This window comes from Catenulispora subtropica (assembly GCF_039531675.1).
In the GTDB taxonomy this organism is placed as follows: Bacteria; Actinomycetota; Actinomycetes; order Streptomycetales; family Catenulisporaceae; genus Catenulispora; species Catenulispora subtropica.
In genome coordinates, this window is record NZ_BAAAQM010000013.1 from 1 (window position 1) to 22979 (window position 22979).

Annotated in this window: 19 protein-coding genes and 2 pseudogenes; 15 read left to right on the forward strand and 6 right to left on the reverse strand. The window is 71.9% G+C overall.

All coding sequences use genetic code 11. The features are described 5' to 3' along the window. The 4 genes and pseudogenes from efeB to ABD466_RS13405 all read left to right on the forward strand — a co-directional run. Window positions 1–1200: iron uptake transporter deferrochelatase/peroxidase subunit (gene efeB, locus ABD466_RS13390; protein ID WP_344657332.1), on the forward strand; the 1200-nt coding region annotated here is incomplete at its 5' end. A gap of 168 nt (window positions 1201–1368) precedes the next feature. Then, on the forward strand, window positions 1369–3183 hold the full coding sequence (locus tag ABD466_RS13395) for a sialidase family protein (protein WP_344657333.1): 1815 nt from the start codon (window positions 1369–1371) through the stop codon (window positions 3181–3183). A gap of 255 nt (window positions 3184–3438) precedes the next feature. Then, window positions 3439–4275: pseudogene (locus ABD466_RS13400) on the forward strand (endo-beta-N-acetylglucosaminidase H); the annotation flags it as partial. A gap of 24 nt (window positions 4276–4299) precedes the next feature. Next, a complete protein-coding gene (locus tag ABD466_RS13405) occupies window positions 4300–4734 on the forward strand; it encodes a hypothetical protein (protein WP_425558640.1) in 435 nt (144 codons plus the stop codon). Window positions 4735–4948: 214 nt separating this feature from the next. Here ABD466_RS13405 and ABD466_RS13410 read toward each other — a convergent pair. From ABD466_RS13410 to ABD466_RS13425, 4 genes and pseudogenes are all read right to left on the reverse strand, one after another. Beyond that, window positions 4949–5593: pseudogene (locus tag ABD466_RS13410) on the reverse strand (IlvD/Edd family dehydratase); the annotation flags it as partial. Beyond that, the gene (locus ABD466_RS13415; protein ID WP_344657334.1) at window positions 5500–6015 is read right to left on the reverse strand and encodes a hypothetical protein; all 516 of its coding nucleotides are present in this window, start codon (window positions 6013–6015) and stop codon (window positions 5500–5502) included. The pseudogene ABD466_RS13410 and the gene ABD466_RS13415, both read right to left, overlap by 94 nt. 130 nt (window positions 6016–6145) lie before the next feature. Beyond that, window positions 6146–7243 carry a S1 family peptidase gene (locus ABD466_RS13420; protein ID WP_344657335.1) on the reverse strand — a complete coding sequence of 366 codons (1098 nt, stop codon included), beginning with the start codon at window positions 7241–7243 and terminating at the stop codon, window positions 6146–6148. Window positions 7244–7352: 109 nt separating this feature from the next. Next, window positions 7353–8378, reverse strand: a complete 1026-nt coding sequence (locus tag ABD466_RS13425; RefSeq protein ID WP_344657336.1) for a LuxR C-terminal-related transcriptional regulator — start codon at window positions 8376–8378, stop codon at window positions 7353–7355. Window positions 8379–8562: 184 nt separating this feature from the next. Here ABD466_RS13425 and ABD466_RS13430 point away from each other — a divergent pair, with 184 nt between their 5' ends. Beyond that, complete coding sequence (locus tag ABD466_RS13430) at window positions 8563–11316, forward strand: ATP-binding protein (RefSeq protein WP_344657337.1); 2754 nt, start codon at window positions 8563–8565, stop codon at window positions 11314–11316. Window positions 11317–11522: 206 nt separating this feature from the next. Here the strand turns inward: ABD466_RS13430 and ABD466_RS13435 are convergent, their stop codons facing one another. Further along, a complete protein-coding gene (locus tag ABD466_RS13435; RefSeq protein WP_344657338.1) occupies window positions 11523–12803 on the reverse strand; it encodes an MFS transporter in 1281 nt (426 codons plus the stop codon). 120 nt (window positions 12804–12923) lie between these two features. Between ABD466_RS13435 and ABD466_RS13440 the strand changes: the two genes are divergently transcribed. Both ABD466_RS13440 and ABD466_RS13445 read left to right on the forward strand, forming a co-directional pair. Beyond that, window positions 12924–13397 carry a MarR family winged helix-turn-helix transcriptional regulator gene (locus tag ABD466_RS13440; protein ID WP_344657339.1) on the forward strand — a complete coding sequence of 158 codons (474 nt, stop codon included), beginning with the start codon at window positions 12924–12926 and terminating at the stop codon, window positions 13395–13397. Window positions 13398–13544: 147 nt separating this feature from the next. Then, window positions 13545–15092, forward strand: a complete 1548-nt coding sequence (locus tag ABD466_RS13445) for a serine/threonine-protein kinase (protein ID WP_344657340.1) — start codon at window positions 13545–13547, stop codon at window positions 15090–15092. Here the strand turns inward: ABD466_RS13445 and ABD466_RS13450 are convergent. Continuing rightward, window positions 15089–15724 carry an MOSC domain-containing protein gene (locus ABD466_RS13450; protein WP_344657467.1) on the reverse strand — a complete coding sequence of 212 codons (636 nt, stop codon included), beginning with the start codon at window positions 15722–15724 and terminating at the stop codon, window positions 15089–15091. The two genes, ABD466_RS13445 and ABD466_RS13450, sit on opposite strands and share 4 nt — an antisense overlap. Before the next feature lie 246 nt (window positions 15725–15970). Here ABD466_RS13450 and ABD466_RS13455 point away from each other — a divergent pair, with 246 nt between their 5' ends. From ABD466_RS13455 to ABD466_RS13490, 8 genes are read left to right on the forward strand one after another with little or no spacing between them, the layout of a single operon-like run. Continuing rightward, a complete protein-coding gene (locus ABD466_RS13455; protein ID WP_344657341.1) occupies window positions 15971–16234 on the forward strand; it encodes an acyl carrier protein in 264 nt (87 codons plus the stop codon). Window positions 16235–16239: 5 nt separating this feature from the next. Then, complete coding sequence (locus tag ABD466_RS13460) at window positions 16240–17016, forward strand: SDR family NAD(P)-dependent oxidoreductase (protein WP_344657342.1); 777 nt, start codon at window positions 16240–16242, stop codon at window positions 17014–17016. Window positions 17017–17024: 8 nt separating this feature from the next. Next, complete coding sequence (locus ABD466_RS13465) at window positions 17025–17492, forward strand: MaoC family dehydratase (RefSeq protein ID WP_344657343.1); 468 nt, start codon at window positions 17025–17027, stop codon at window positions 17490–17492. After that, complete coding sequence (locus tag ABD466_RS13470) at window positions 17489–18334, forward strand: SDR family NAD(P)-dependent oxidoreductase (RefSeq protein ID WP_344657344.1); 846 nt, start codon at window positions 17489–17491, stop codon at window positions 18332–18334. The genes ABD466_RS13465 and ABD466_RS13470 overlap by 4 nt, the downstream gene beginning before the upstream one ends. Beyond that, window positions 18327–19571 carry a beta-ketoacyl synthase N-terminal-like domain-containing protein gene (locus ABD466_RS13475; protein WP_344657345.1) on the forward strand — a complete coding sequence of 415 codons (1245 nt, stop codon included), beginning with the start codon at window positions 18327–18329 and terminating at the stop codon, window positions 19569–19571. Before ABD466_RS13470 ends, ABD466_RS13475 begins: the two co-directional genes overlap by 8 nt. Beyond that, window positions 19568–20926: a beta-ketoacyl-[acyl-carrier-protein] synthase family protein gene (locus ABD466_RS13480; RefSeq protein ID WP_344657346.1), complete on the forward strand. Its 1359-nt coding sequence runs from the start codon at window positions 19568–19570 to the stop codon at window positions 20924–20926. The genes ABD466_RS13475 and ABD466_RS13480 overlap by 4 nt, the downstream gene beginning before the upstream one ends. Further along, window positions 20926–21642, forward strand: coding sequence for an alpha/beta hydrolase (locus ABD466_RS13485; protein WP_344657347.1), 717 nt, complete (start codon window positions 20926–20928; stop codon window positions 21640–21642). Before ABD466_RS13480 ends, ABD466_RS13485 begins: the two co-directional genes overlap by 1 nt. A gap of 59 nt (window positions 21643–21701) precedes the next feature. Further along, window positions 21702–22664 (forward strand): alpha/beta hydrolase, encoded by a 963-nt coding sequence (locus tag ABD466_RS13490; protein WP_344657348.1) that lies wholly within the window; start codon window positions 21702–21704, stop codon window positions 22662–22664. Window positions 22665–22979: the final 315 nt, after the last annotated feature.

The window sequence follows — 22979 nt, forward strand, 5'->3', positions numbered from 1 at the left end:
CCGCCCGCCGCCCCGCCCGCCGCACCGGCCGCCGCACCGGCCGCCGCACCGGCCGCCGCACCTACGCGCGACCCGGCCGCCGACATCGTGCCCTTCTACGGTACCCACCAGGCGGGAATAGCCACCCCGGCTCAGGACCGCCTGGCCTTCGCGGCGTTCGACGTCACCAGCGTTTCGGTGAGCGACCTCCAGATGCTGCTCGGCAAGTGGGCGGCCGCCGCTTCGCAGATGACCCGCGGCCTGCCGGTGGGAGCGGTGGAGACCGCCCCGCAGGCACCGCCGATCGACACCGGCGAGGCCGAAGGGCTCAGCGCGGCGCGGCTGACGATCACCGTGGGCTTCGGACCGTCGCTGTTCGACGGGCGTTTCGGTCTGGCCGGCAGGCGCCCGGCGGCGCTCGCCGACCTGCCGACGCTTCCCGGCGACGGCACGCTGGTCCCGGCCCGCAGCGGCGGGGACCTGTGCGTCCAGGCCTGCGCCGACGACCCGACGGTCGCCTTCCACGTCATCCGCAACTTCGCCCGCCTGGCCCGGGGCACGGCGGTGATCCGCTGGTCGCAGCTGGGCTTCGGGCGCACGTCGTCCACCTCCATCGGGCAGCAGACGGAGCGGAACCTGATGGGCTTCAAGGACGGCACCCGCAACATCAAGGCCGAGAGCGCGCCCGACCTCGACGGCTACGTGTGGGTGGGGGAGGAGTCCGACCAGCCGTGGATGAAGGGCGGTAGCTACCTGGTCGCCCGGCGTATCCGGATGCTGATCGAGTCCTGGGACACCGACTATTTGGCCGACCAGGAGAACGTCTTCGGCCGCTTCAAGACCTCCGGTGCCCCTCTGACCGGCAAGACGGAGTTCGACGCCCCGGACTTCGCGGCCAAGGGCCCTGATGGTCAGCCGGTGATCGGCGCGCGCGCTCACATACGCCTGGCGGCTCCGGAGAACAACGACGGGCAGAAGCTTCTCCGGCGCGGATACTCCTACACCGACGGCATCGACACCACGACCGGTCTCCTCGACGCGGGCCTGTTCTTCATCGCTTATCAGAAGGATCCGCGCAAGCAGTTCGTCCCCATCCAGTCCCGGCTCGCCCAGCACGACAACCTGAACGAGTACATCCGGCACACCGGCAGCGGCCTGTTCGCGGTGCCGCCCGGACTGGCCGCTGCCGGTGACTGGTGGGGGAAGGCGTTGTTCGCTTGACGACCGTCGAACCGCGCGCCGGGGCTTCGGGCACGAGGTCCGGGCCGTGCTCCGGGTGACGACCTCGGCAGGCGGGCGTAACGGGGCGGAGATCGACAGCGCCTCTACAAGTTGCGTAGTCCGGAACCACCTCTAGAACCGCTTTCTCGAGGAAGGACTGACCCGACGATGCCCCGACGCAGATCGACTTCGCTTCTGGCCGCGCTGATTCTGGTCGGCACGGCGGTGTGGGCGGCGGCGCCCGCGCACACCGCGACGGCCGGTGGGACCCAGACCGACGACCAGTTCGCCGCCAGCTACACCAGGGCGCACGTGCGCAGTGTCGAAGCGACCGCCGCGGCGGTCAGCTGCTACCGGCCGGAGGTGCCGTACGCGGCGGACCTCGGGCCGCTCGACGGCTACAGCGGTGAGAGCGCCTGCCCCGGCGCCACGACCGGCGAGGACGTCGGCGCCACGCCGTATCCCACGCAGGCCGGTTCCAACCCCGGCTTCCCAGCCGCGGATCCGATGCTGGTCAAGGACCACTCCGAGTCCGACATCCGGGTCGACCCCACCGACCAGGAGCACCTGATCGGCACGTCGAAGTGGATCGTCAGCCCCGAGGGCTACAACCACCAGCTCGGCTTCTTCGAGTCCTTCGACGGCGGCCGGACCTGGCCGGTCCAGGGACACCTGCCCGGCTATGAGGGCTGGACCGACGACACCGACCCGGTCGGCGCCTTCGACAGCTACGGGAACTTCTACTCCCTGAACCTGCCGTATCAGTTCTTCTACAACGCCGACGGCTCGCACGACTTCAGTGTCGGCGGCGCGCGGGAGCCGAACCCCGCCGAGCCGTCGGAGGCGATCGCGATCCAGGTGCGTCCGCACGGCGCCACGTCGGCCACGGACTGGAAGGCGACGGTGAACGGCCGGCCGGACTTCATCGCGACGTACGACTCCATCGGCAACGCGCCGGACAAGCAGTGGATCACCATCGACACCAATCCGGGCAGCCCGCACTTCGATCGCGTCTACGCGATGTGGGTCGACTTCCACGACCTGGTCCCGGTTCCCTACGTCTCCTATGCGCAGGCGTTGCCGGACGGCACGCACACGCCCTGGTCGACGCCGCAGGCGCTGCCCGAGCCGCCGCACACGCCGCAGGGCGCGACGTACCTGCTGCCGCATGTGACGCCGGACGGCGACGTGTACACCACGTTGACCAACTCCGACCCGGCGCACAAGTTCGCGGTGACGACCGTGGTCGCCGACGTGTCGACGGATGGCGGGGCGAGCTGGTCGGTCGCCGGTACGCCGGTGCCTTCGGCGGTTGCCGCCATGGGCTACGCGAACACGACGTTCCGGAGCGGAATCGAGGACACGTTCACGACCGGGGACAAGCTGGTCGATGGTCACTACCCGCTGTATGTGGCCTATGAGAACGTGACCTCCGGTTTCACGGACTCGCTGCTGACGGCCTCGTATGACGGAGGTGCCACGTGGACCGCTCCGGTGCGGGTCAATGACAACGCGGCGCCCGCTGACGAGTTCCAGCCGAATCTGGCTGCCGCGGCTGACGGTACGGTTTCGGTCGCGTTCTATGACCGGCGGCTGGCCTGTCCGGCGGCCGGATCGGTGGAGGCGTCGGCCGCGGGGCTGGCGCTGGATACAGCGAACCCGGATTACGGCGGTGCGTTGCCGCCGTACGGCGCTGCCAACTACTGCGTCAATACGGCGATTCAGTTCTATGACGCGACGTTGAAGCCGCTCGGCGGCAATATCCGGCTGTCGCCGCATGCGTTCGATCCGCAGTTGAACTCGCCGCATGCGTCGAGCGTTGCGAGCAGCACCACGTTCCTCGGTGACTACTTCGGGAACGTGGTCGGATCCTCGGGTTCCGGCGGTTACACCGACTACACCACGTCGGTGACGACCTACAACGACGGGACCAACCCGGCGAACCGGCAGCAGCAGTTGGTTTCGGCGGTTGCCGTGCCCTGATGGGAGCGGGGTCGGTCCCGGTGCGGTGGAGCCTTCCGGTTCAGGTGGTTCAGGGAGGTGGGCGCCGGGGTCGGCCCACTGCGGGCACGTGGGCGGGATGAGCCTTGACAAGCAGGCTCTCCGGTTGGATAGTCCCGGTGACTGAATCGGTTTAGTCTTCCCGCACGATCGCCTTTCACCCAGCGAGGAGATGGCTCGATGCTGTCCAGAGTCAGACCGAGACGGAAGTCCCTGTTCGCGTGCCTCAGTGCCCTGATGTTGGCCGTGACGGGCCTTTCGGGGACCGCCCGCGCCGCGACGAAGACCGGGCCGATCTCGGTCGCGTACATCGAGGTCAACAGCAACAGCATGCTGAACGTCGGCAAGTACACCCTCGCCGGCAACGGGGCCAACGTGTTCGACATCGGCGTCATCTTCGCCGCGAACATCAACTACGACGGCAGCAACGCCTACTTGTCCTTCAATCCGCAGGTGCAGAGCGTGCTGGACAACGCGGCGACCCAGATCAAGCCGCTTCAGCAGCAGGGCATCAAGGTCGAGCTGTCCATCCTGGGCAACCACCAGGGCGCCGGCTTCGCCAACTTCCCCTCTCAAGCCGCCGCTTCGGCCTTCGCCAAGCAGCTGTCGGACGCGGTCACCACATACGGTCTGGACGGCATCGACTTCGACGACGAGTACGCCGACTACGGGGTGAACGGCACCGCGCAGCCCAACGCCAGCTCCTTCGTCTACCTGGTGCAGGCCCTGCGCGCCGACATGCCCGGCAAGCTGATCACGCTGTACGATATCGGCCCGTCCGCGTCGGCGTTGTCGTACAACGGCGTCGATGTCACGTCGGACTTCGACTACGCGTGGAACCCGTGGTACGGCAGCTTCAGTGTGCCGAGCATCGCCCTGCCGAAGAGCCGCCTCGCGCCGGCCGCCGTCGACTTCGGCTCGACATCGGCGAGCACGGCGACGAGCCTCGCGCAGCAGACCGTCTCCGGCGGCTACGGCGCCTATCTCACGTACAACCTGACCAGCACTGATATCCACGACTACATCTCCGGATTCACCAACGTGCTGTACGGCAGCGGCGCGGTCTACGGCAGCACGTCTCCGCCGCCGAACAACCAGATCGTCAACGGCGGCTTCGAGACCGGCGACCTGTCGAGCTGGACCACTTCCGGAGCCGGCTCCTCGATCGTGAGTTCGGGTGCGCACTCGGGTGCTTACGCGGCCCGGCTCGGCGGGACGACGCCGACCAACGGCGACTCCAGCGCCGCGCAGAGCTTCACGGCGCCCAGCGGCAGCAGCAAGGTGTCGTTCTGGTACAACGTGACGTGCCCGGACACGGTGACCTACGACTGGGCCACGGCGACGCTGCGGGACAACACGGCGGGCACGACGACGACGGTGCTGGCCAAGACGTGCGTGAGCAGCTCGGGTTGGAAGCAGGTGACCGCGTCCATCACCGCAGGGCACAGCTACACGCTGACCCTGACGTCGCACGACGACAACTACGCCGGCGACCCGACGTACACCTTGTTCGATGATGTCGCGGCGAGCTGAAACGGTGTCGGTGAGGCAAGACTAGTTCGTGGGCCGGAGGGGTGTGCGGTGCTAGGGAGCCGCTCCTCCGGCCTGGTCGCGGGTGCCTGCGGCGGGCACTCGGCTTTGGGGGGTCCAGGACGCAATCCCTGCGTTGAGGTACCACGTGTCTGCCGGTGCGGTCGGTGTGGTCGGTGTGGTCGGTGCGGTCGGTGCGGTCGGCGCGGCTGTACGGCTATTGCGGGTCGGGCAGCGGGTTGCGGCCCGGACGGGCCAGGAAGTCGAAGTCGCAGCCCTGATCCGCTTGCGTGATGTGTGCCGAGTAGAGGGCGCCGTATCCGCGGTCGAAGTGCGGTTCCGGCGGTTGCCAGGCGGCCTTGCGCCGCGCGAGTTCGGCGTCGTCGGCCTCCAGGCGCAGGGTGCGTGCCGGGACGTCCAGGGTGATCAGGTCGCCGGTGCGGACCAGGGCCAGCGGTCCGCCCGCGTGGGACTCCGGGGCCACGTGCAGGACGCAGGCGCCGTAGCTGGTGCCGCTCATGCGGGCGTCGGAGATGCGGACCAGGTCTGTCACGCCTTTCTCCAACAGGTGGCGCGGGATCGGCAGCATGCCGTACTCGGGCATGCCCGGGCCGCCGAGGGGGCCGGACTCGCGCAGGACGAGCACCGAGTCCTCGGTGACCGATAGCGCCGGGTCGTCGATGCGCTCGCGAAGGTCGGCGTAGGAGTCGAAGACGACGGCTGGGCCGGTGTGGGTCAGCAGGCGGGGGTCGGCGGCCAGGTGCTTGATCACGGCACCGTCCGGGGCGAGGTTGCCGTGCAGGACGGCGACGCCGCCGATCTGCGCGACCGGGTTCTCCGGTGTGCGGATGACGTCGGCGTCTGGTCCGGGGCGGTCGTCGCGATCGTCGCGAGCGCCGACTCACCCGGCGCGGCGATACCCAGCACGGTGCTCGCCGCCCCGGTCGGAATGCCGGTCGTTCCCGCGCCGCCCGCGTAGAGCTGGGTGGTGACGGTGCCGGTGGTGGTGCCGTTCTCGGGGATCGTCAACACCGTGTACGTGCCCGGGTTCGGCACGATGATCGGAGAGACGACGTTGTCGGCACCGGTGCCGCCGCCGAAGCAGGAGACCTGCCCGCCGGCGAGCCGGTTTGTGGCCGCGTCGTACAGGTTGAAGGACAGTCCCGACGGGCGGTGCTGCGCGAAACGGACGCGGTCGAGTTCGTCGAGCCCGACGGCCTGGAGGGCCCGCTCGGTTGAGTGGTGCCCGGCTGCCAGGCCCGCAGTGGCTGCGAGGCTGATCATGACGCTTATGAAATGAGAGCTGTCGATCCCAGCGCTCACTCCAGCCCTTGCCTGCCGATGGAGTGGCAGAGGGTTTGTACCTGTCGAGTCCAAACCCTCTGCGCGCGGTAGGAACGTCGGAACTTCGGAACTAGGGCAGCGTCGCGCCGTACGCGTTCAGCGCGTCGGTCACGGGCTGGAAGAACGTCTCCCCGCCTCTGCTGCAGTCGCCGCTGCCGCCGGACGTCAGCCCTACGGCCCGGTCACCGGAGAACAGCGCCCCGCCGCTGTCTCCGGGCTCGGCACACACGTCGGTGTCGATGAGCCCGTATACCGATCCCTCCTCGTAGTTGACCGTCGCGTCAACGCCGGTCACCGTGCCGCCGTACACCCCGGTGGTGCTGCCGCTGCGCTCCACCTGCATTCCGACGGTGGCGTCGGTCGCGCCGTCGATCCGCTGTGTGGAGCCGTTGTAGAGGTCGACCGCGCTGGCGTGGGCGGAGTTCGGATCGTCGTACCGCACCAGGGAGTAGTCGTGCCCGGGGAACGTGGCGCCGACCACCTGCCCGACCTCGTAGCCGCCTCGGCTGTCGGACCAGCTGGAAGCCGCCTCGCCGCAGTGTCCCGCGGTGAGGAAGTACGGCTGGCCGCCGACGCTGACGTTGAAGCCCAGTGAGCACCGCACGCCGGGGCCCCAGATCGCGTCGCCGCCGAGAATCAGGGGACGGAACGTGCCCGCCGTCGAGTGCAGACGTGCGGTGCCACCGAGGGCGGCGACGGCGCCCTGGAGCCGGGCGAGGTGGGCGCCCCGCACCGTCCGGTCGGCGCTGACGACGACCTGGTCGGTGCGCGGGTCGACGGACCACGCGGTCCCCGCGATGCGTGCCTGGCGGCTGAGCGCCGCTTCCGACGCGTGCAGCGTGCTCATCGAGTAGCGCACGATCCGGGGCTGGGCGCCGGTGCGGCGCACCTGGTCGGCGGCCTGTGCGTTCAGGACATTGACGACCAGGGCGCCGGTCGTCTTGTCGTAATAGGCGCCGCCGGTCTCGTCCTCGCCGAGCCGGGCGGTGAGCGAGCGGATGGTGGCCGCCGCGGCCGCGGGGGTGAAGGACCGGGCCGCCGGGGGCGCGGTCCGGGCCTCGGCGGGTGGGATGGCGAGGACGGCGGCGGTCAGCCCGGCGGCGACGGCCGCCGTCACGGCGGTGGTGCGACGTCGGCGGACATTGGTGGGGGTTTTCTGATTATTCACGGCGACTCCTATCGGTTTGGGAGCGATGTGCCCTGTGTCGCAGGGTATTGCGGGGTCGGGCCGAGACCAGGCAACCGGGCTGGCGACTTCTGGACTTGTCAGGAAGTCGTCACAGCAGCCCGCGCCGTGCGGCTTGCACTCCGGCCTGGAACCGGTTGCGCGCGCCGAGTTCCTCCATCAGCTCCCGCACCCGCCGCTGCACCGTGCGCGCCGAGATGTGCAACTGACGTGCGATCGCGTCGTCGGTCAGCCCGGCGGTCAGCAACGTCAACAGGTCGTGGGTCCCCGGAGCGCCGTCCTCGTCGACCGTCCTCTGGTTCTCCGCGCCGCCGTCCGGAGAACCGGCCGCGGGCGGGATCGGCACGGCTTTCGCCCACTGGATCTGGAAGCTGTGCACCAACGCGTCCAACATCAGCGACGGCCGGATGACCAGCGCTTCTTCCAGCTCCGCGCCGGCGGCGACCGGCAGCAGGGCCCAGCGCTGGTCGACGATGCCGAGCTTGAACGGCACCTCGGGCACCACGGCACCGGACTCGCCGGCCGCTATCAGGCTCCTCACCTGTTCGAGCCGTCCGGGCAGCAGGAGCGACGCGCGTTCGTAGACGCCGCGGAACGCCACGCCCCGGCTCAGCGCCTCCAACTCCGGGTCGACCGCGTCGAGCTGGACGAACGGGGGTTTGTCCAGGACCCAGACCTCCCGGCGGGCGCCGGCCTGCAGCGCGCGCCAGGTCTGGGCGATGGCGCCGCGTCCGGTGACGACCTCGGCGACGGCCGCGCCGGTCCGTCCGCGGCGTCCCGGCCCCCGGTGGTAGCCGTCCAGCAGCCGGGTGATCTCCTCGCGCAGATGGCGTTCGGCGTGCTCGCGGTCGTTGAGCACGCGGCTGAGCGCGACGTCGGGGGCGACCGGGGCCCACAGCACCGTGGGCCCGTTCTCAGCCACCCGGACCAGGCGGCGGGTGTGCAGGCCGGCGAGCAGGCGCAGGGTGCGTTCGCGGTCCAGGGACAGCGCGCGGGACAACTGGCCGGTGGTGGCGGTCTCCAGACGGCACAGTTCCAGGTAGACGATCTCCTCGGCCGTGGTTCCGGCGAGTCCGTCCCCTGGTCTCGTGCGGTCCGGGCGGCGGTCGTCGAGCATGGGTGATCACCTTCTCATCGCTCCGGGTGGCCGACGCGCCGGGCGGTGATCGGGCGGATCGTGGGGGTGACCCCGTGGGCCGGCGCGGTCGCGGGCTGAGCTTGACCTACCCCGAAGTCCGGGTCCTGCCACGCCGTCCGCCCTTCGCAAAAGTGTTTCTCAGAGCCTTACAATGGGTTCGACCATGACGACTGGGAGATCGCACGGCGTGGTCGGCGGCCACCTGATGCGGGAGCTGCTGGCAGAGCTGGACCGCTGGCGGGTGCGCGCCGCACGCGGCACGGGGAAGGCACGGGTGCCGTTGCGGGACCTGGCGGCCGCGACCGGCGTGCCGCGCAGCAGCCTTGCCAATTACCTGTCCGGGGCGACGCTGATGCCCGCCGACGTGCTGGACGCCGTGGTGCTGGCGCTGGGGGCGAGTCCGGCCGAGGCGCGGGAGTGGGCGACCGCGTGGGAGGCGGCGAGCGCGGAGCGGTTGCGTGGCGGCGGCGCCGGCGGGGCCGCGATGGCGGGTGACGCGGCCGGGGCCGTCGCGGCGGCGGCGCCGTCGCGGACCCGGCAGCTGCCGGCCGACGTGATGGCGTTCACCGGCCGTCAGGCGTTCCTGAAGCGGCTCGACGAGCTGGTCGAGTCCGGCGGCGGGACGGCGATGACGGTCTCGGTGGTGGTGGGCACGGCCGGGGTCGGGAAGACAGCGCTGGCGGTGCACTGGGCGCACCGGGTGGCCGAGCGGTTCCCCGACGGGCAGCTCTACGTGGACCTGCGCGGCTACGACCCCGGGGAACCGTTGCCGTCGGGCGTGGCTCTGGAACGCTTCCTGCGGGCGCTGGGGGCCGGGGCGATCCCGGCCGATCTGGACGAGCGCAGCGCGCTGTATCGCAGCATCCTGGTGGACCGGCGGGTGCTGGTGGTGCTGGACAACGCCCGCACCGCCGAGCAGGTGCGTCCGCTGCTTCCCGGCGCGGGCGGCGCGCACGTGGTGGTGACCAGCCGCGACGGTCTGGCCGGGCTGGTGGCACGGGACGGCGCGCACCGGCTGGTGCTGGACCGGCTGTCCACGACGGAGGGGCTGGAGCTGCTGCGGCGGCTGCTCGGGCCCGAGGCCGTGCACCGGGATCCGGAGGCGTGCACCGAGCTGGTGCGGTGGTGCGCGGGGCTGCCGCTGGCGGTGCGGATCGCCGCCGAGCGGGCGGGCCGGCACGCCGACGGCCCGCTGGGCGGGCTGGTCGCCGAGCTCGCCGACCGGACCCGCACGCTGGACCTGCTGGAGACCGCCGGCGACCCGCTGTCGGACGTGCGGGCCGTCTTCTCGTGGTCCTACGAGGATCTGCCCGGCCCGGCCGCCCGCGTGTTCCGGTTGCTGGGGCTGCATCCCGGCCCCGACTTCGACCCCCTGGGCACGGCCAACCTGGCCGGCGTGAGCCTGGCCGAGACCCGGCGGCTGCTGGACGTGCTGGTCGGCGTGCATCTGATCGAGCCGGTCGCCGGCGGCCGGTTCCGGTTGCACGACCTGCTGCGGGTCTATGCCGGGGAGCTGGCCGCGCTGGAGGAGGACGAGCAGGAGCGTCACAGTGCCCTGACCCGGTTGTTCGACTGGGCTCTGCACGCCGCGAACGCCGCGATGGACCGGGTGAACCCGAACCGGCGCGAGCTGCCCGCGCCGCCCGCCGTGCCCGTGGTCCCCGGCCCGGATCCGGCCGGCGCGGACGCGGCGCGGGCGTGGCTGGAGGCCGAGCGGCCGGGGCTCGCGGCGATGATCCGGCACGGAGCCGACGCCGAGTGGCCGGAGCACGCGTGGCGGCTCGCGAACACGTTGTGGACGTTCTTCTACCGCTCCGGGCATCGTGACGACTGGTTCGACACGCACGCGCACGCGCTGCGCGCCGCGCTCCAGCTCGGCGACGCTTACGCCGAGGGCGAGATCCGGCACGCGCTCGGCGTCGCCTGGTTCGCCTCCGGCCGGCACGACCAGGCCGTGTGCCAGCTGCGGACGTCGCTCGGCGTCCGGGACGCGATCGGCGACCGGCGGGGGCGCGCGGCGACGCTCAACGCGCTCGGCGCGAGCTACCACGCCACCCAGCGCTACGACCTGGCGCTGGAGCACCACCGCCGGGCGCTGGCGACCAACCGGGCGAACGGCGACCGTTACGCGGCGGCCCTGAACCTGGCGAACATCGCCCTGACCTTCGGGGACCTGGGCCGGTACCGGGACGCCATCGAGCAGTTCGAGGCCAACCTGGTGCTGCTGCGGGAGCTGGGCGACCGGCAGGCCGAGTGCCTGACGCACAGCAACATCGGCCGGCTGCGGACCCGGCTCGGCGAGCGGGAGCAGGCGTTCGCCTCGCTGGAGGAGGGGCTCGCGATCGCCGAGGAGCTGGGCGACCACCGGAACCGCACCTACGCGCTGCTGGGGCTGGGCATCGCGCACGCGCGCTTCGGACAGCCGCGGGAGGCCGCCGACCGGGCGCACCGGGCGTTGCGGCTGGCGCGCGAGTACAGCGACCCGAACGACGAGGCCGGGGCCCTGAACACGCTCGGCGTGGCCAGTCTGCAACGCGGGGACCCGGCCACCGCGCTGGACTACCAGTCGCAGGCGCTGGCGGTGTGCCGGGACCGGGACAACAACCGCTGGGCCGCGCAGATCCACATCGACACGGGCGAGGTGCGCCGGCGGCTGGGTGATCTGGAGGCGGCGCGGCAGCACTACCGGTCCGCGCTGGAGCTGTCCACCGCCGGCGCCGGCCTGTACGAGCAGGGCTGCGCCGAGTTCGGCCTGGCGACGGTCCTGGCCGCCGCGGGAGGCCCGGCCGACGCCGCCTCCGCACACGCCGAGCGGGCGTTCCAGGTCTTCACTCGGCTCAGTGTCCCGGAGGCGGCGACGGTCATGGCGTGGCTCAGAGAACTGAAACCGGGCTCACAACCATCTTCAGCCCTCTGATACGGCTCGCCGCCCCCGTTCCGGCGGCGGGAACCCCACTGTGTCCAGAGCCCGGACATCCCGTCCGCAACCAGCTCAGCCCCACCAACCTGGTTGTGGAAGTCCAGCACCACCCCGTGCGGATTGTCGGCCTGCCCGGGCCCTCTTCACGGCGCCCCGGTCCTCAACGTGATCCCTCCCCGGACCAGCATCCGACCGGACGCCGTCTAGACGTGTTCCACGATGCCGGATGCCCGGGCCTCCGATAGCGGATCCTGGACAAGTCTGGACAGGGCATTTTCACCGGCATCGGCATCGGCGCCGTCATGGGCACCGGCACCGGCACCGGCGCCCCGCCGCTCCCCGGCCCGCCGCTCCAATGCCGCCGACCAGACCGCGAGCACCAGCGCCGAGCCCGCCAGCAGAGCCCCGACCCAGTTCGGCGCCGTGTATCCCAGCCCAGCCTCGATCACGACGCCGCCGAGCCAGGCCGCCAGCGCGTTGCCGAGGTTGAAGGCGCCGATGTTGACGGCGGAGGCCAGCGTCGGCGCGCCGTGCGCCTGGTCCAGGACCCGCTTCTGCAACGGGGGGACGGTGGCGAAGCCGAGGGCGCCGATGAGCAGGATGGTGATCGCGGCGAGGACCTTGTCGTGGGCGGTGAGGGTGAACACGCCCAGGACGACGGCCAGGCCGCCCAGCGTCGTGTACAGCATCGGCATCAGCTTGCGGTCGGCGTAGCGGCCGCCGAGCAGGTTCCCGAGGAACATGCCGACGCCGAACAGGACCAGGAGCCAGGTCACGGCGCCGTCGGAGTAGCCGGTGACGCGGGTCGTCATCGGTGCCACGTAGGTGATCGCGGCGAACACGCCGCCGAAGCCGAGGACGGTCATCGCCATGGCCAGGACGACCTGGGCGTTGCGGAACGCCGCCAGTTCGCCGCGCAGGCGCGTGCCTTCCGGGCGGGGCAGGGGCGGGACCAGCTTCGCGATGCCCAGCAGCCCGACGACCCCGAGCGCCGCGACCCCGGCGAACGTGGCGCGCCAGCCGGCGGCCTGACCGGCGTACGTACCCAGCGGCACGCCGACGATGTTCGCCACGGTCAGCCCCGTGAACATCGTGGCGATGGCGCCGGCCTTCTTGTCCGGGGCGACCAGTCCGGCCGCCACGACCGCGCCGATGCCGAAGAAGGCCCCGTGGGCCAGGGACGCGACGATGCGTCCGGCCAGCATCAGGACGAAGACCGGGGCGAGGGCGGAGAGCAGGTTGCCGAGCGTGAACAGGCCCATGAGGAGCATGAGCATGCGCTTGCGGTCGATCTTGGTGCCGAGCACGGTCATCAGCGGCGCGCCGGCGACCACCCCGAGGGCGTAGCCGGTGACCAGCAGGCCCGCCGAGGGAATGGAGACGCCGAAGTCGCCGGCGATCTGCGGCAACAGGCCCATGACCACGAACTCCGTGGTGCCGATCCCGAAGGCGCCGATGGCCAGCGCGAGGAGCGCGAGAGGCATGTGGGGGACCCTCCATGCGATTGCTTACGAGGTTTACAGGCGCCAACAATAGTTGCAAACGCATGTACTTGCAAACGCAACGATTGCACGCGCGGTATACTGGCGGGTAAAGGAGGAGCTATGACCGCCACGGACGACGTCGTCTCCGCCGCCGTCGGCGCGGCACCGGGCTGGTATGCCCTCTCGCTGCTGCACGGCCGGATCGACGCCCACCTCGAGCGCGCGTTGCAGGGCGCCCATGAGCTGAGTGCCCGTGAGTACTCGCTCTTGGAGGTGCTGAGCCATCAGCACGACGGGGAGGGCGGACACCTGCGTATGAACCAGGTCGCGGAGGCTGTGGTGCTGAGTCAGAGCGCCACTACGCGGCTGGTCACGCGGCTGGAGGATCGTGGCCTGCTGGCCCGCTACCTGTGTCCCACAGACCGGCGCGGGATCTATACGGATGTCACGCCTGCCGGCCTGGCTCTGCTCGACCAGGCCCGGCCGACGCACGACGCGGCGCTGCGCGAGGCGCTGGACGCAGCGGGCGCCGACGCGCGTCTGGCGCCGTTGGTCGAGAGTGTGGAGCGGTTGAACGGGGCGGCGGTCGGTTAGTCAGCCCTCGGAGAGCCGCCGCCTTCCACAGGCCTGACCGGCCATCGACGGTTCGCCACCCTGGATCCCCCTGCCTCGAACACTGATACGCCGGGTAGTCTCACCGTCGGCGACGCATCGGTGACGGTCAGGGTGGGTGGTGACGTGATGTCGGCTTCGGACGGGCCCACGCGCTCGGTGGCGGTGGCCGGACGTCTGGTCGGGGGCCGGTACCGGCTCGTGGACCGGCTCGGCTCCGGGGGGTTCGGCCGGGTCTGGCGCGCCGTCGACACCTCGCTCGATGTCGAGGTGGCCATCAAGGAAGTGGTGCTGCCGCCGGAGCTCACCGACGCCGAGCGTGCCGACCGGGTCACCCGCGCGGGGCGGGAGGCGCGCAACGCCGCGCGGCTGCGGAGCAACCCGCACGTGGTCAGCGTCCATGACGTCGTGATCGACGACGGCACGCCGTGGATCGTCATGGAGCTGGTGCCCGGCCGCTCGCTGGCCGACCGGCTGCGGGACGACGGCGCGCTGACCGTCGAGCAGGCCACGCGGGTGGCGCGCGCCGTGCTGAGCGCGCTCGGCGCCTCGCACGCGGCGGGCATCGTGCACCGCGACGTGAAGCCGGCGAACGTGATGCTCACCGACGACGGCAGGGTGCTGCTGACCGACTTCGGCATCGCGGTGCTGACCTCGGACACGCGGCTGACCACCGCCGGGCAGTTCATCGGCTCGGTGGAGTACGTGGCGCCGGAGCGGGCCAAGGGGGAGGAGAGCCGCCCGGCCGCCGACATGTTCTCGCTCGGGGCGACGCTGTATCACGCGGTCGAGGGGGTGTCGGCGTTCGCGCGGGAGACGGTGGCCGCGACGTTGGGGGCGGTGCTGTTCGAGGACGTGCCGGCGCCGTCGCGGGCCGGTGCGCTGGCGCCGCTGATCGTCGCGCTGCTGGACAAGGACCCGGACGCGCGTCCGGATGTCGAACGGGCGCTGGAGATGGTGCCCGCGGAGGGGGCGGTGCCGGGGCCCACAGCAGTCGTCGACGCCGGCCGTGGCTCAGGCGGTGGTGCGGGTGTCGGCGCGGGTGCGGCTCCGACCGAGGCCGCTGCCCCACCAGCTCCGACCGAAGCAGCAGTGACCCCAGCCGACGGTACTGGCACCGGCTCCGGCGCGAGGTCCGGCCCCGACACCAGCTCTGGCTCCGGCTCCAACTCCAAGGCACGCCCCCCGATCCTCATCTGGGCCGGCCGCGTGATCCCGTTCCTCCTGGTGGCCGCGATGCCCTTCGTCCCGGTGTTGAAAGTGAGCTCGGGCGACACGGAACGGACCTACAGCTCAGGGCTGCACGTCGGCTTCATGGAGTCCTGGCACTACGACAGCGGGTGGCCGGTAGCGATGGGTGTGACCGTCTACGCCGGCCTCCTCCTCGCGCTCGTGTTCTGGGTGATCCCCGGCATGAGGCGCGGCTGGCTGGTGCTCGGCTACCTGCTGGCCTTGGCCTCGCTCGTGGAGACGGTCGTCTTCGCGGTCACCATCACCGGCAACTTCGGCGACCGCCGCTACGCCTTGGCGGAGGTGCTCGGCGACCCCCTGGACAACCAGAGCGCCAGTCCCTTCATCTGGTACCTGCCTCTGCTCTCACTCCTGACACTGGTGCTCTACGTGCGCCGGGACCGCGAGCACTGGCGGCGCCTTTTCCGGAGGCTGTTCATCGCCTAAGCCCTCAACCGCTTCCGGGCCTTCCCGGCCAGCGACTCCACCTCCAGCAACCGCGGCAGCAACTCCCGTTCCGTGGTCAGCGCCCGGAACGCCTCACCGATGGTCACCCCGTGCCCGGGCCGGTCCAGCACCGCCACCGCGTCACCGGCCTGGAGCTCGCCCTCCTCGACCACCCGCAGATACGCTCCCGGCGCGGCCCGCTCGGTGAACCGCTTCACCCACCTCTGTTCCTCGAGCCACCCGGCGAACGTCCGGCACGGGATCCGAGGCGCCGTCACCTCCAGCAGCGCCGACCCGACGCGCCACCGCTCGCCGACCACCGCGCCGGTGACGTCGAGCCCTGAGGTGGTCAGGTTCTCCCCGAAAACGCCGTTCCCCAGCGAGCGTCCCAGGCTCGCGGCCCAGTCGTCCAAGTCCTCGCGCGCGAACGCATACACCGCCTGCGCCTCCCCGCCGTGGTACCGGGTGTCGCAGAGCTCGTCGCCGGCCACTCCGCTGCCACCGAGGCCCGGAACGGAGACCCGCACCGGCCCGGCGATCGGCTGCTTGTCGATGGCCGTGAAGTTCACGTCGGAGTGTTCGGTGGGCTGGGCGACGCCGGTATTCACCGACAGGACAACGGGCAGCAGGATCGTCACGGCCCCGACGATACTGAGTCAGGCGGGACTGGAACGGAACCTCCACGCCGGCCGCGACCTTGCGCCGTGGCCGATGCCCGAAGCCGTTGAAGGGGCCTGATACACCGGTCGGGACGTCGGTCAGGGAACGTCAAGAAACACGCCAAGCGGCCGTCAAGGTTCCCGCCGCGCCGCCCCTTCGAAGCTGGTCTGGCACGGGACGCCCCGTGTCAGTGTCAGACCACGATGAGGGGAATGGGCATGCCTGCCACCGAGAAGACCGCCACCGCCGCGCTGGAGCAGATCGTCGCGCTGATCGTCGAGGTGAAGCCGGGACTGGCCGACACCAAGGTCCTGCCGTCGGACTCGCTCGTCGACGACCTGGGGCTGGACTCGCTGGACATCCTGCAGCTGAGCCGCAAGATCAACCGCGACCTCGGCGTCTTCGACCTCGACACCTGGGGTGAGAACGCCGCCGAGCACGGCCGCACGGTCCAGTCGCTGCTCGACGGCATCGAGGCGTGAGCGGCGTGAGCCGCGTGAGCGCACCGGACGCCACCACGGACCGGGTCGCGATCGTCACCGGCGGCTCCCGCGGCATCGGCGCGGCGGTCTGCCGCCGGCTGGCCGCCGACGGGCTGCGCGTGCACCTCGTCTACCGGGACGCCGAGGGCGCCGCCAAGCAGGTGGTCGAGGAGATCCTGGCCGACGGCGGCCACGCCGTCGCGCACCGCGCCGACGTCGCCGACGAGCCGGCCGTCGAGGAGCTGGTGCGGACCGTCGCCGACGCCGAGGGCGCGATCCACGTCCTGGTGAACAACGCCGGCGTCATCGACGACCACCTGCTGATGCTGACCAGCACCGAGCGCTGGGAGCAGGTGCTGCGGGTCAACCTGACCGGTCCGTTCCTGCTCTGCCGCGCCGTGCTGCCGGCCATGCTGGACCAGGGCTGGGGACGCATCATCAACGTCTCCTCGAACTCGGTCCGCATCCCCGGCGCCGGCCAGACCGCCTACGCCGCTTCCAAGGGCGGCGTCGAGGCGCTGACCCGCGGCCTGGCGATGGAGGTCGGGCGCAAGGGCATCCGCGTGAACTGCGTGGCGCCCGGCCGGGTCCGCACCGACATGACCGGCCCGGTCGCCGACAAGCTCGGCGGCGACGACGCCGCCGGACCCCGCTGGGGCCTGCCCGAGGACGTGTCCGGACTGGTCGCCTTCCTGGCCTCCGACGAGGCCGACTACATCCAGGGCCAGACCATCACCGCCGACGGCGGGCGGCTGGTCATGCGCCCGCGCGGCAGCAAGTAGGCCCCGGCATGGCAGACGTCAAGTACTGGGAGGACCTCGCGGCCGCGCCGGTGCGCACCTACGGCCCGCTGACCTTCCCCAGCGAACTGCTGGACCACCTGCTGGACCTGATGGGGGAGAAGCACCCCATCCACGACGACGCCGAGTTCGCGGCCAAGGCCGAGCGGACCAAGCCGATCGTGCCCGGCGGGTTCATCCACTCCATCACCTCCGGCTGGACCGTCCAGCACGGCGCGCGCGCCGCCATCGTCGGCATGCGCTCGATGCACTGGGACTTCGTCAAGCCCCTGTATCCCGACGTCCCCTTCCACTTCACCACCGAGACCGCGCACGCCGAGGAGATCGACGAGCGATTCGGACTGGTCAACACGGTGCGCCGCGTCATCGACGAGGACGGCGCCGCCTACGCGATCGGTCGGATGAGCGCCGTCGTCCTGCGCCGCGAGCGCCGACCGCAGGAGGCGGCCACCGCATGAGCACCACCACCGACACCCGCACCACCGACACCCGCACCACCGGCTTCCAGCCGCTGGCCGGCCGCATCGCCCTGGTCACCGGCGGCTCCCGCGGCATCGGCGAGGGCATCTCGCGCAAGCTCGCGGCCTGGGGCTGCACGCTGGCCGTGAACTACGTCGACCGCGCCAAGCCGGCCCGCGAGCTCAAGGCCGAGCTGGAGGAGCAGGGCACGAAGGTCTCCCTGCACCAGGCCGACCTCGCCGACCCGCAGGCCATCCGGCGCCTGATGGACCAGATCCAGGCCGAGCACGGCGGCCTGAACATCCTGGTCCAGAACGCCGGCGCCACCAAGTTCTCGCGCCTGGAGCACGCCACGCTGGACCAGTGGCAGTTCGTCCAGGACACCAACTCCCGCGCCACCTGGCTGCTCGCCAAGGAGGCCATCCCGCTGCTCAAGGGCCGGCCCGGCGCGCGCTTCATCACCATCACCAACTCCACGACGACCCGCATCATCCCGCGGGCCGGCCTGTTCGCCGCGGCCAAGGCCGGGCTGGAGGTCCTCACCGAGTACCTCTCCTACGAGCTCGCGCCCTACGGCATCGTCTGCAACTGCGTCCGCCCCGGCCTGGTCCAGACCGGCGTGTTCAACGTCCGGCCGGACTTCAACAACGGCGTCCGGCACGAGGCGGCGATCTCGCCATGGCCGGACGACCGCAGCACCACCGTGGACAACAGCGCCGACGCGGTCGCCATGCTCTGCCTGGACGAGGCCGAGTGGATCGCCGGCCAGACCATCACGGTCGACGGCGGCTACCGCCTGTGGGGCGGCGTCGGCCGGACCGCGGGGGAGCAGAATGCCTAGGATCCTGATCACCCGGACCGGGCTGATCACCGCCGCGGGCGCCGGGGTCGACCCGGTGCTCGCGGCGATGGCCGCCGGCCGGTCGTACGTCCCCACCGCCGCCGAGGCGCGGCAGCGGCGCTCGCCCTGGCCGATCGTGACGCTGGATCCGGCGGACACGCCGTGGCCGGCCGGCAAGCTGTGGGACAACGCGAAGAAGTACGCGAACACCGCGGCGTTCGGCGCGGTCGCGGCCGCGGTGCAGGCCATGGCCGGCGCCGACCCGGTCGAGGGCGCCACCGCCATCGCCTCCGGCGTGGTGATGGCCGTCGGCTGCAGCGGCTCCGACGAGCTGAACGAGGCCATGGGGAAGATCGCGGTCTCGGCGCAGACCGACCCGCGGCCGCTGCCGAAGCTGCTCTACGACGAGGTCCCGGACTTCTCCTACATCCGCGGCATCCCCTCGCAGATCGGCCAGTTCGTGGCCATCGCGACCGGGTTCCGGGGTTCCAACGTCGCCGTCTACGGCGAGGGCGGCGCCGCCGGGCTCGGCGCGCTGGCGCAGGCGTCCCGGCTGCTGCGCAGCGGGGAGCTGGACCGGGTGATCGTGGTCGGGGTGGCCCCGCCGCTGTCGACCACCATGCTCGTGGCCTATGACCGCGAGGACCGGCTCGGCACCTCCGCCGCGCCCGGCGCCGGGCCCTTCGACGCCGGCCGCGGCGGGACCTTCCCCGGCCAGGCCGCGGTGGCGCTGCTGCTGGAGCGGGACGACGCCGCGCCGGTGTTCGGCGCCGACGCCTCCCCGGTCGAGCTCGTGGCCTGCGAGACCCGGTGCACGCCGGCCCGGCCGGAGGCGATCTCCGCGGCCGCCGGCGCCGCGCTGAGCCGGCACGGCGCCGTGCCGGACGTGTGGTGGGCGCACGGGTCCGGGTCGGTCGGCCTGGACGCCGAGGAGTGCGCCGTGCTCGGGCCGCTGGCCGCGGGCGCGCACGTCACCGCCAGCAAGGGCACCGTCGGCAACGCCTTCGAGTGCGGCGGGCTCATCGACGTGGCGCTGGCCGCCGAGAGCCTGCGCCGGGGCCGGACGCCGCCGGTCGGGCTGCTGGTGAAGCCGGACCCGGACCTGGGCGACCTGGAGTTCGTGGTCGGCGGGCCGCGGGCGGCGGCCTCGGCGCGCACCGCCCTGGTGACGTCGGTCAGCCACGGGGTCAAGGCCTCGACGGCCGGCGCGGCCGTGCTGTGGGGAGGAGCGCTGTGAGCACGGACCCGGACACGGACGGCGGGACGCGGATGTCAGAGCTCGACGACGACGAGATCGTCATCACCGGTATGGGCGTGGTCACCCCGATCGGCGCCTCGGTCGCCGACTTCTGGGAGGCCAACCTGCGGGGCCGGTCCGGACTGCGGTTCGAGGACCGGATGGACCTGTCGCAGCTGCCGTGCGGCTGGGTGGCCGGGATCATCCCGGACGACCTGAAGGACGCCGTGCGCGAGCGGTCCGGCACCGGGCCCGGCGGCGCCGAACGGTCCTGGGGCGACACCCTGATGCACGACGCGCTGGACCAGGCGCTGGCCGACGCGGCCGTCACCGCGCCGCCGGCGCGCGCGGCCGCGCTGGTGTGGGCGCGGGTGTGGCCGGGCCCGAGCGGCTCGTTCCCGCAGGACTACGCCCCGCACCTGCGCGCGCAGGCCGAGCGGTACCAGGCGGCCGGCACCGACCCGGTGGCCAACGCCGAGTACCTCGCGGACCGAGCGCTGCCGCCGGAGCTGACCGACGTCTCGGAGTTCCAGGCCGAGGTCGCCGCCAAGCTCGGGGCCCCGGTGCTGGGCACCCGGCTGGAGGCCACCTGCTCCGGCGGCCTGCGGGCCGTCGCCGAGGCGGCGCGGCTGCTGCGCCTGGGCGACGCCGACATCGCGATCGTGACCGCGAGCGTCTCCCGCAGCACGCCGTATGTGCTGTCGCAGTACGGGCAGCTCATGGCCCTGTCCCGGTGGAAGGGCGAGGATCCGGCCCAGGCGTCGACGCCCTTCGACGCCCGGCGCTCGGGCATGGTGATCAACGAGTCGGCCGGCGCGGTGATCGTCGAGCGGGCCTCGCACGCCCGCGCCCGCGGTGTCGAGCGGTTCCACGCCGCGATCGGCGGCTGGGGGCTGGCGGTCGGGACCGGGCACGTCACCGCGCCCGACGTCACCGAGGTCGAGCGCGTGATCCGCACCGCGATCGACCGCTCGGGCCTGACGCCGGACGACATCGACACGGTCAACGCGCACGGCACGTCGACGAAGCTGAACGACGTCACCGAGGCCGGCGCGCTGCGCCGGGTCTTCGGCGACCGGCTCGCGGAGATCGACGTGTGCGCGGTCAAGTCGCTGACCGGCCACGGCTCGGCGGCCTCCGGGGTGGTGGAGACGGTGGCGGCGGCGCTGACCCTGACCCACGACATCGTGCCGCCGGTCGCGACCACCACCGAACCGGACCCGAAGTGCGGGGTGAAGACCTCGCTCACCCCGGTCGAGCGCCCGGTGCGCACCGTGCTGAAGAGCTCGTTCGGCTTCGGCGGGCAGTACGCGTCGATGGTGTTCACCAAGGCCGCCCCGGCGGCGTCGGCCTGATGACCGCGGGCGACCGGGGGACCGGTGACGCCGGACGGAGCGGATCGGTCGAGGTCTCCGCGGGGCTGGAACTGGTCGAGGCCGAGGCCCGCGGCCCGGAGCGGGTGTCGGTGATCTGGCTGCACGGCATGGGCCAGGACACCGGGCACCCGGCCGCGATCGCGGACCGGCTGGGACTCGCCGAGCAGGGGGTGCGCGCGGTCTTCCCGCGCGCACCCGCGCAGGCCAAGTCCTCGATCACCGGTGCCCCGACCCGGGCGTGGGTGGACCAGTCGGTGCTGAAGCTGGGGACCACCGATCCCGTGACGCTGGCGGCCACCGAGGAAGGGCTGCGACACCTGATCGAGGAGGAGTCGAAGCGGGTCGGCGCCGAACACGTGGTGCTGGCCGGGTTCTCGCAGGGCGCCGCCATGGCTCTCTACGTGGCGCTGCGGTATCCGGAGCGGCTCGGAGGACTGGCGCTGTACGCGGCCTTCCGGTTCGGGGACGTCCCGCTGATGGAGAGCCGGAGCGCGGCCAACGCCGAGCTGCCGGTGTGGCTCGGCCATGGCCGCCGGGACTGGGTGATCCCTTACTTCATCGGCATCGATGTCAGGGATCTTTTGGAGGAGCACGGCCATCCCGTCGAATGGCACAAGTATCCCGGCGCGCATGAGGCGTTCGGGGGCGTCGGGTCGGAACTCGCCGAGTTCCTGGACCGCGTCGCCGCGAAGTGAGGACAAAGATGAGAGCTACGAATACGGCCTTCGCATCCTTACTGGGGATCGCGTTGGCGATGGGCGTCGCAGCGGTTCCGGCGCGCGCCGCTGAAGACAAGACGTGTACTGATGTCCGGCTTCCCGTCGCCCTGGCTCCCGGTTCGCCGCGTACGGAGGTGGTCGACGGGACGCTTTGCCTTCCTGCGGCCGGGACCACTCAGGTCGACGTCCTGATCCACGGCGCCGGATACAACCGCACCTACTGGGACTGGCCGGTCGCGCCGGATACCTACTCCTATGTCGACAAGACGCTGGCCGCCGGCCGTGCGACGTTCGCCTACGACCGCGTCGGCGCCGGTGCCAGCAGCCATCCGCTGAGCGTGCTGCTCACGCCGCAGGCCGACGCCTACGTGCTGCACCAGGTCGTCGTGGCGCTTCGGCAGCGGGGTTTCGCGACGGTCGACGCGGTCGGGCACTCGTTCGGCTCGATCGTCGCGGTCCAGGAGGCGGCGGCGTTCCACGACACCGACCGCCTCGTGGTCACCGGGCTGTTGCACGACGAGAAGGCGGTCGCCCCGCCGGCGTCGATCTTCTACCCGGCCCGGAACGATCCGCAGTTCGCCGGCCGCGGCCTGGACCCCGGCTATGTGACGACGGAGCCGGGGACGCGCGGACCGGCGTTCTTCTCCGCCTCGGCCGATCCGCAGGTGATCGCGTACGACGAGGCGCACAAGGACACGGCCTCGGCCACCGACCTGGCGATCGGGCTCCCGGCTTCGCAGCTGCCGCCGGTGCTGAACGCCGCCGCCGGGGTCACTGAGCCGGTCCTGGTCCTCGACGGCCGGCGAGACGGCCTGTTCTGCGGCTCGACGGTCGACTGCGCCGACGTGGCCGGGGTCGCGGCCAACGAGCGGTCGTTCTACACGTCGGCGCCGTCGGTCGACGTGGTCTTGGTGCCGGAGACCGGCCACTCGGTGGCGTTGCATCCGTCGGCGGGGGAGTCCTTCGGGATGATCGACACGTGGATCTCCGGGCACTGACCCGGCTTCGTCTTCGTCGTTTCCGGCTCCGGTCCCGATTCGGGGGCCGGAGCCGGGCCGTAGAAGGCGTCGAGGGTGCCGAGGGCGGCGTCGAGGTCGGCGAGCGCCACGGCGGCGGTGGACCGGCCGCCCGACGGGACCGGTTGGTAGGACGCGCCGGGTTTGCGGCCGATCGATCTGCGGATCGCGCCCACGTTCGCGGCGACGGCGCGGCGGAGCGGTTCGGATTCCGGGCTGACGGACACCGCGGCCAGCGTGCCGACCGGTTCGACGCAGCCGTGGACCGCGTCGACGAGGTCCGCGCGCCGGCCCAGG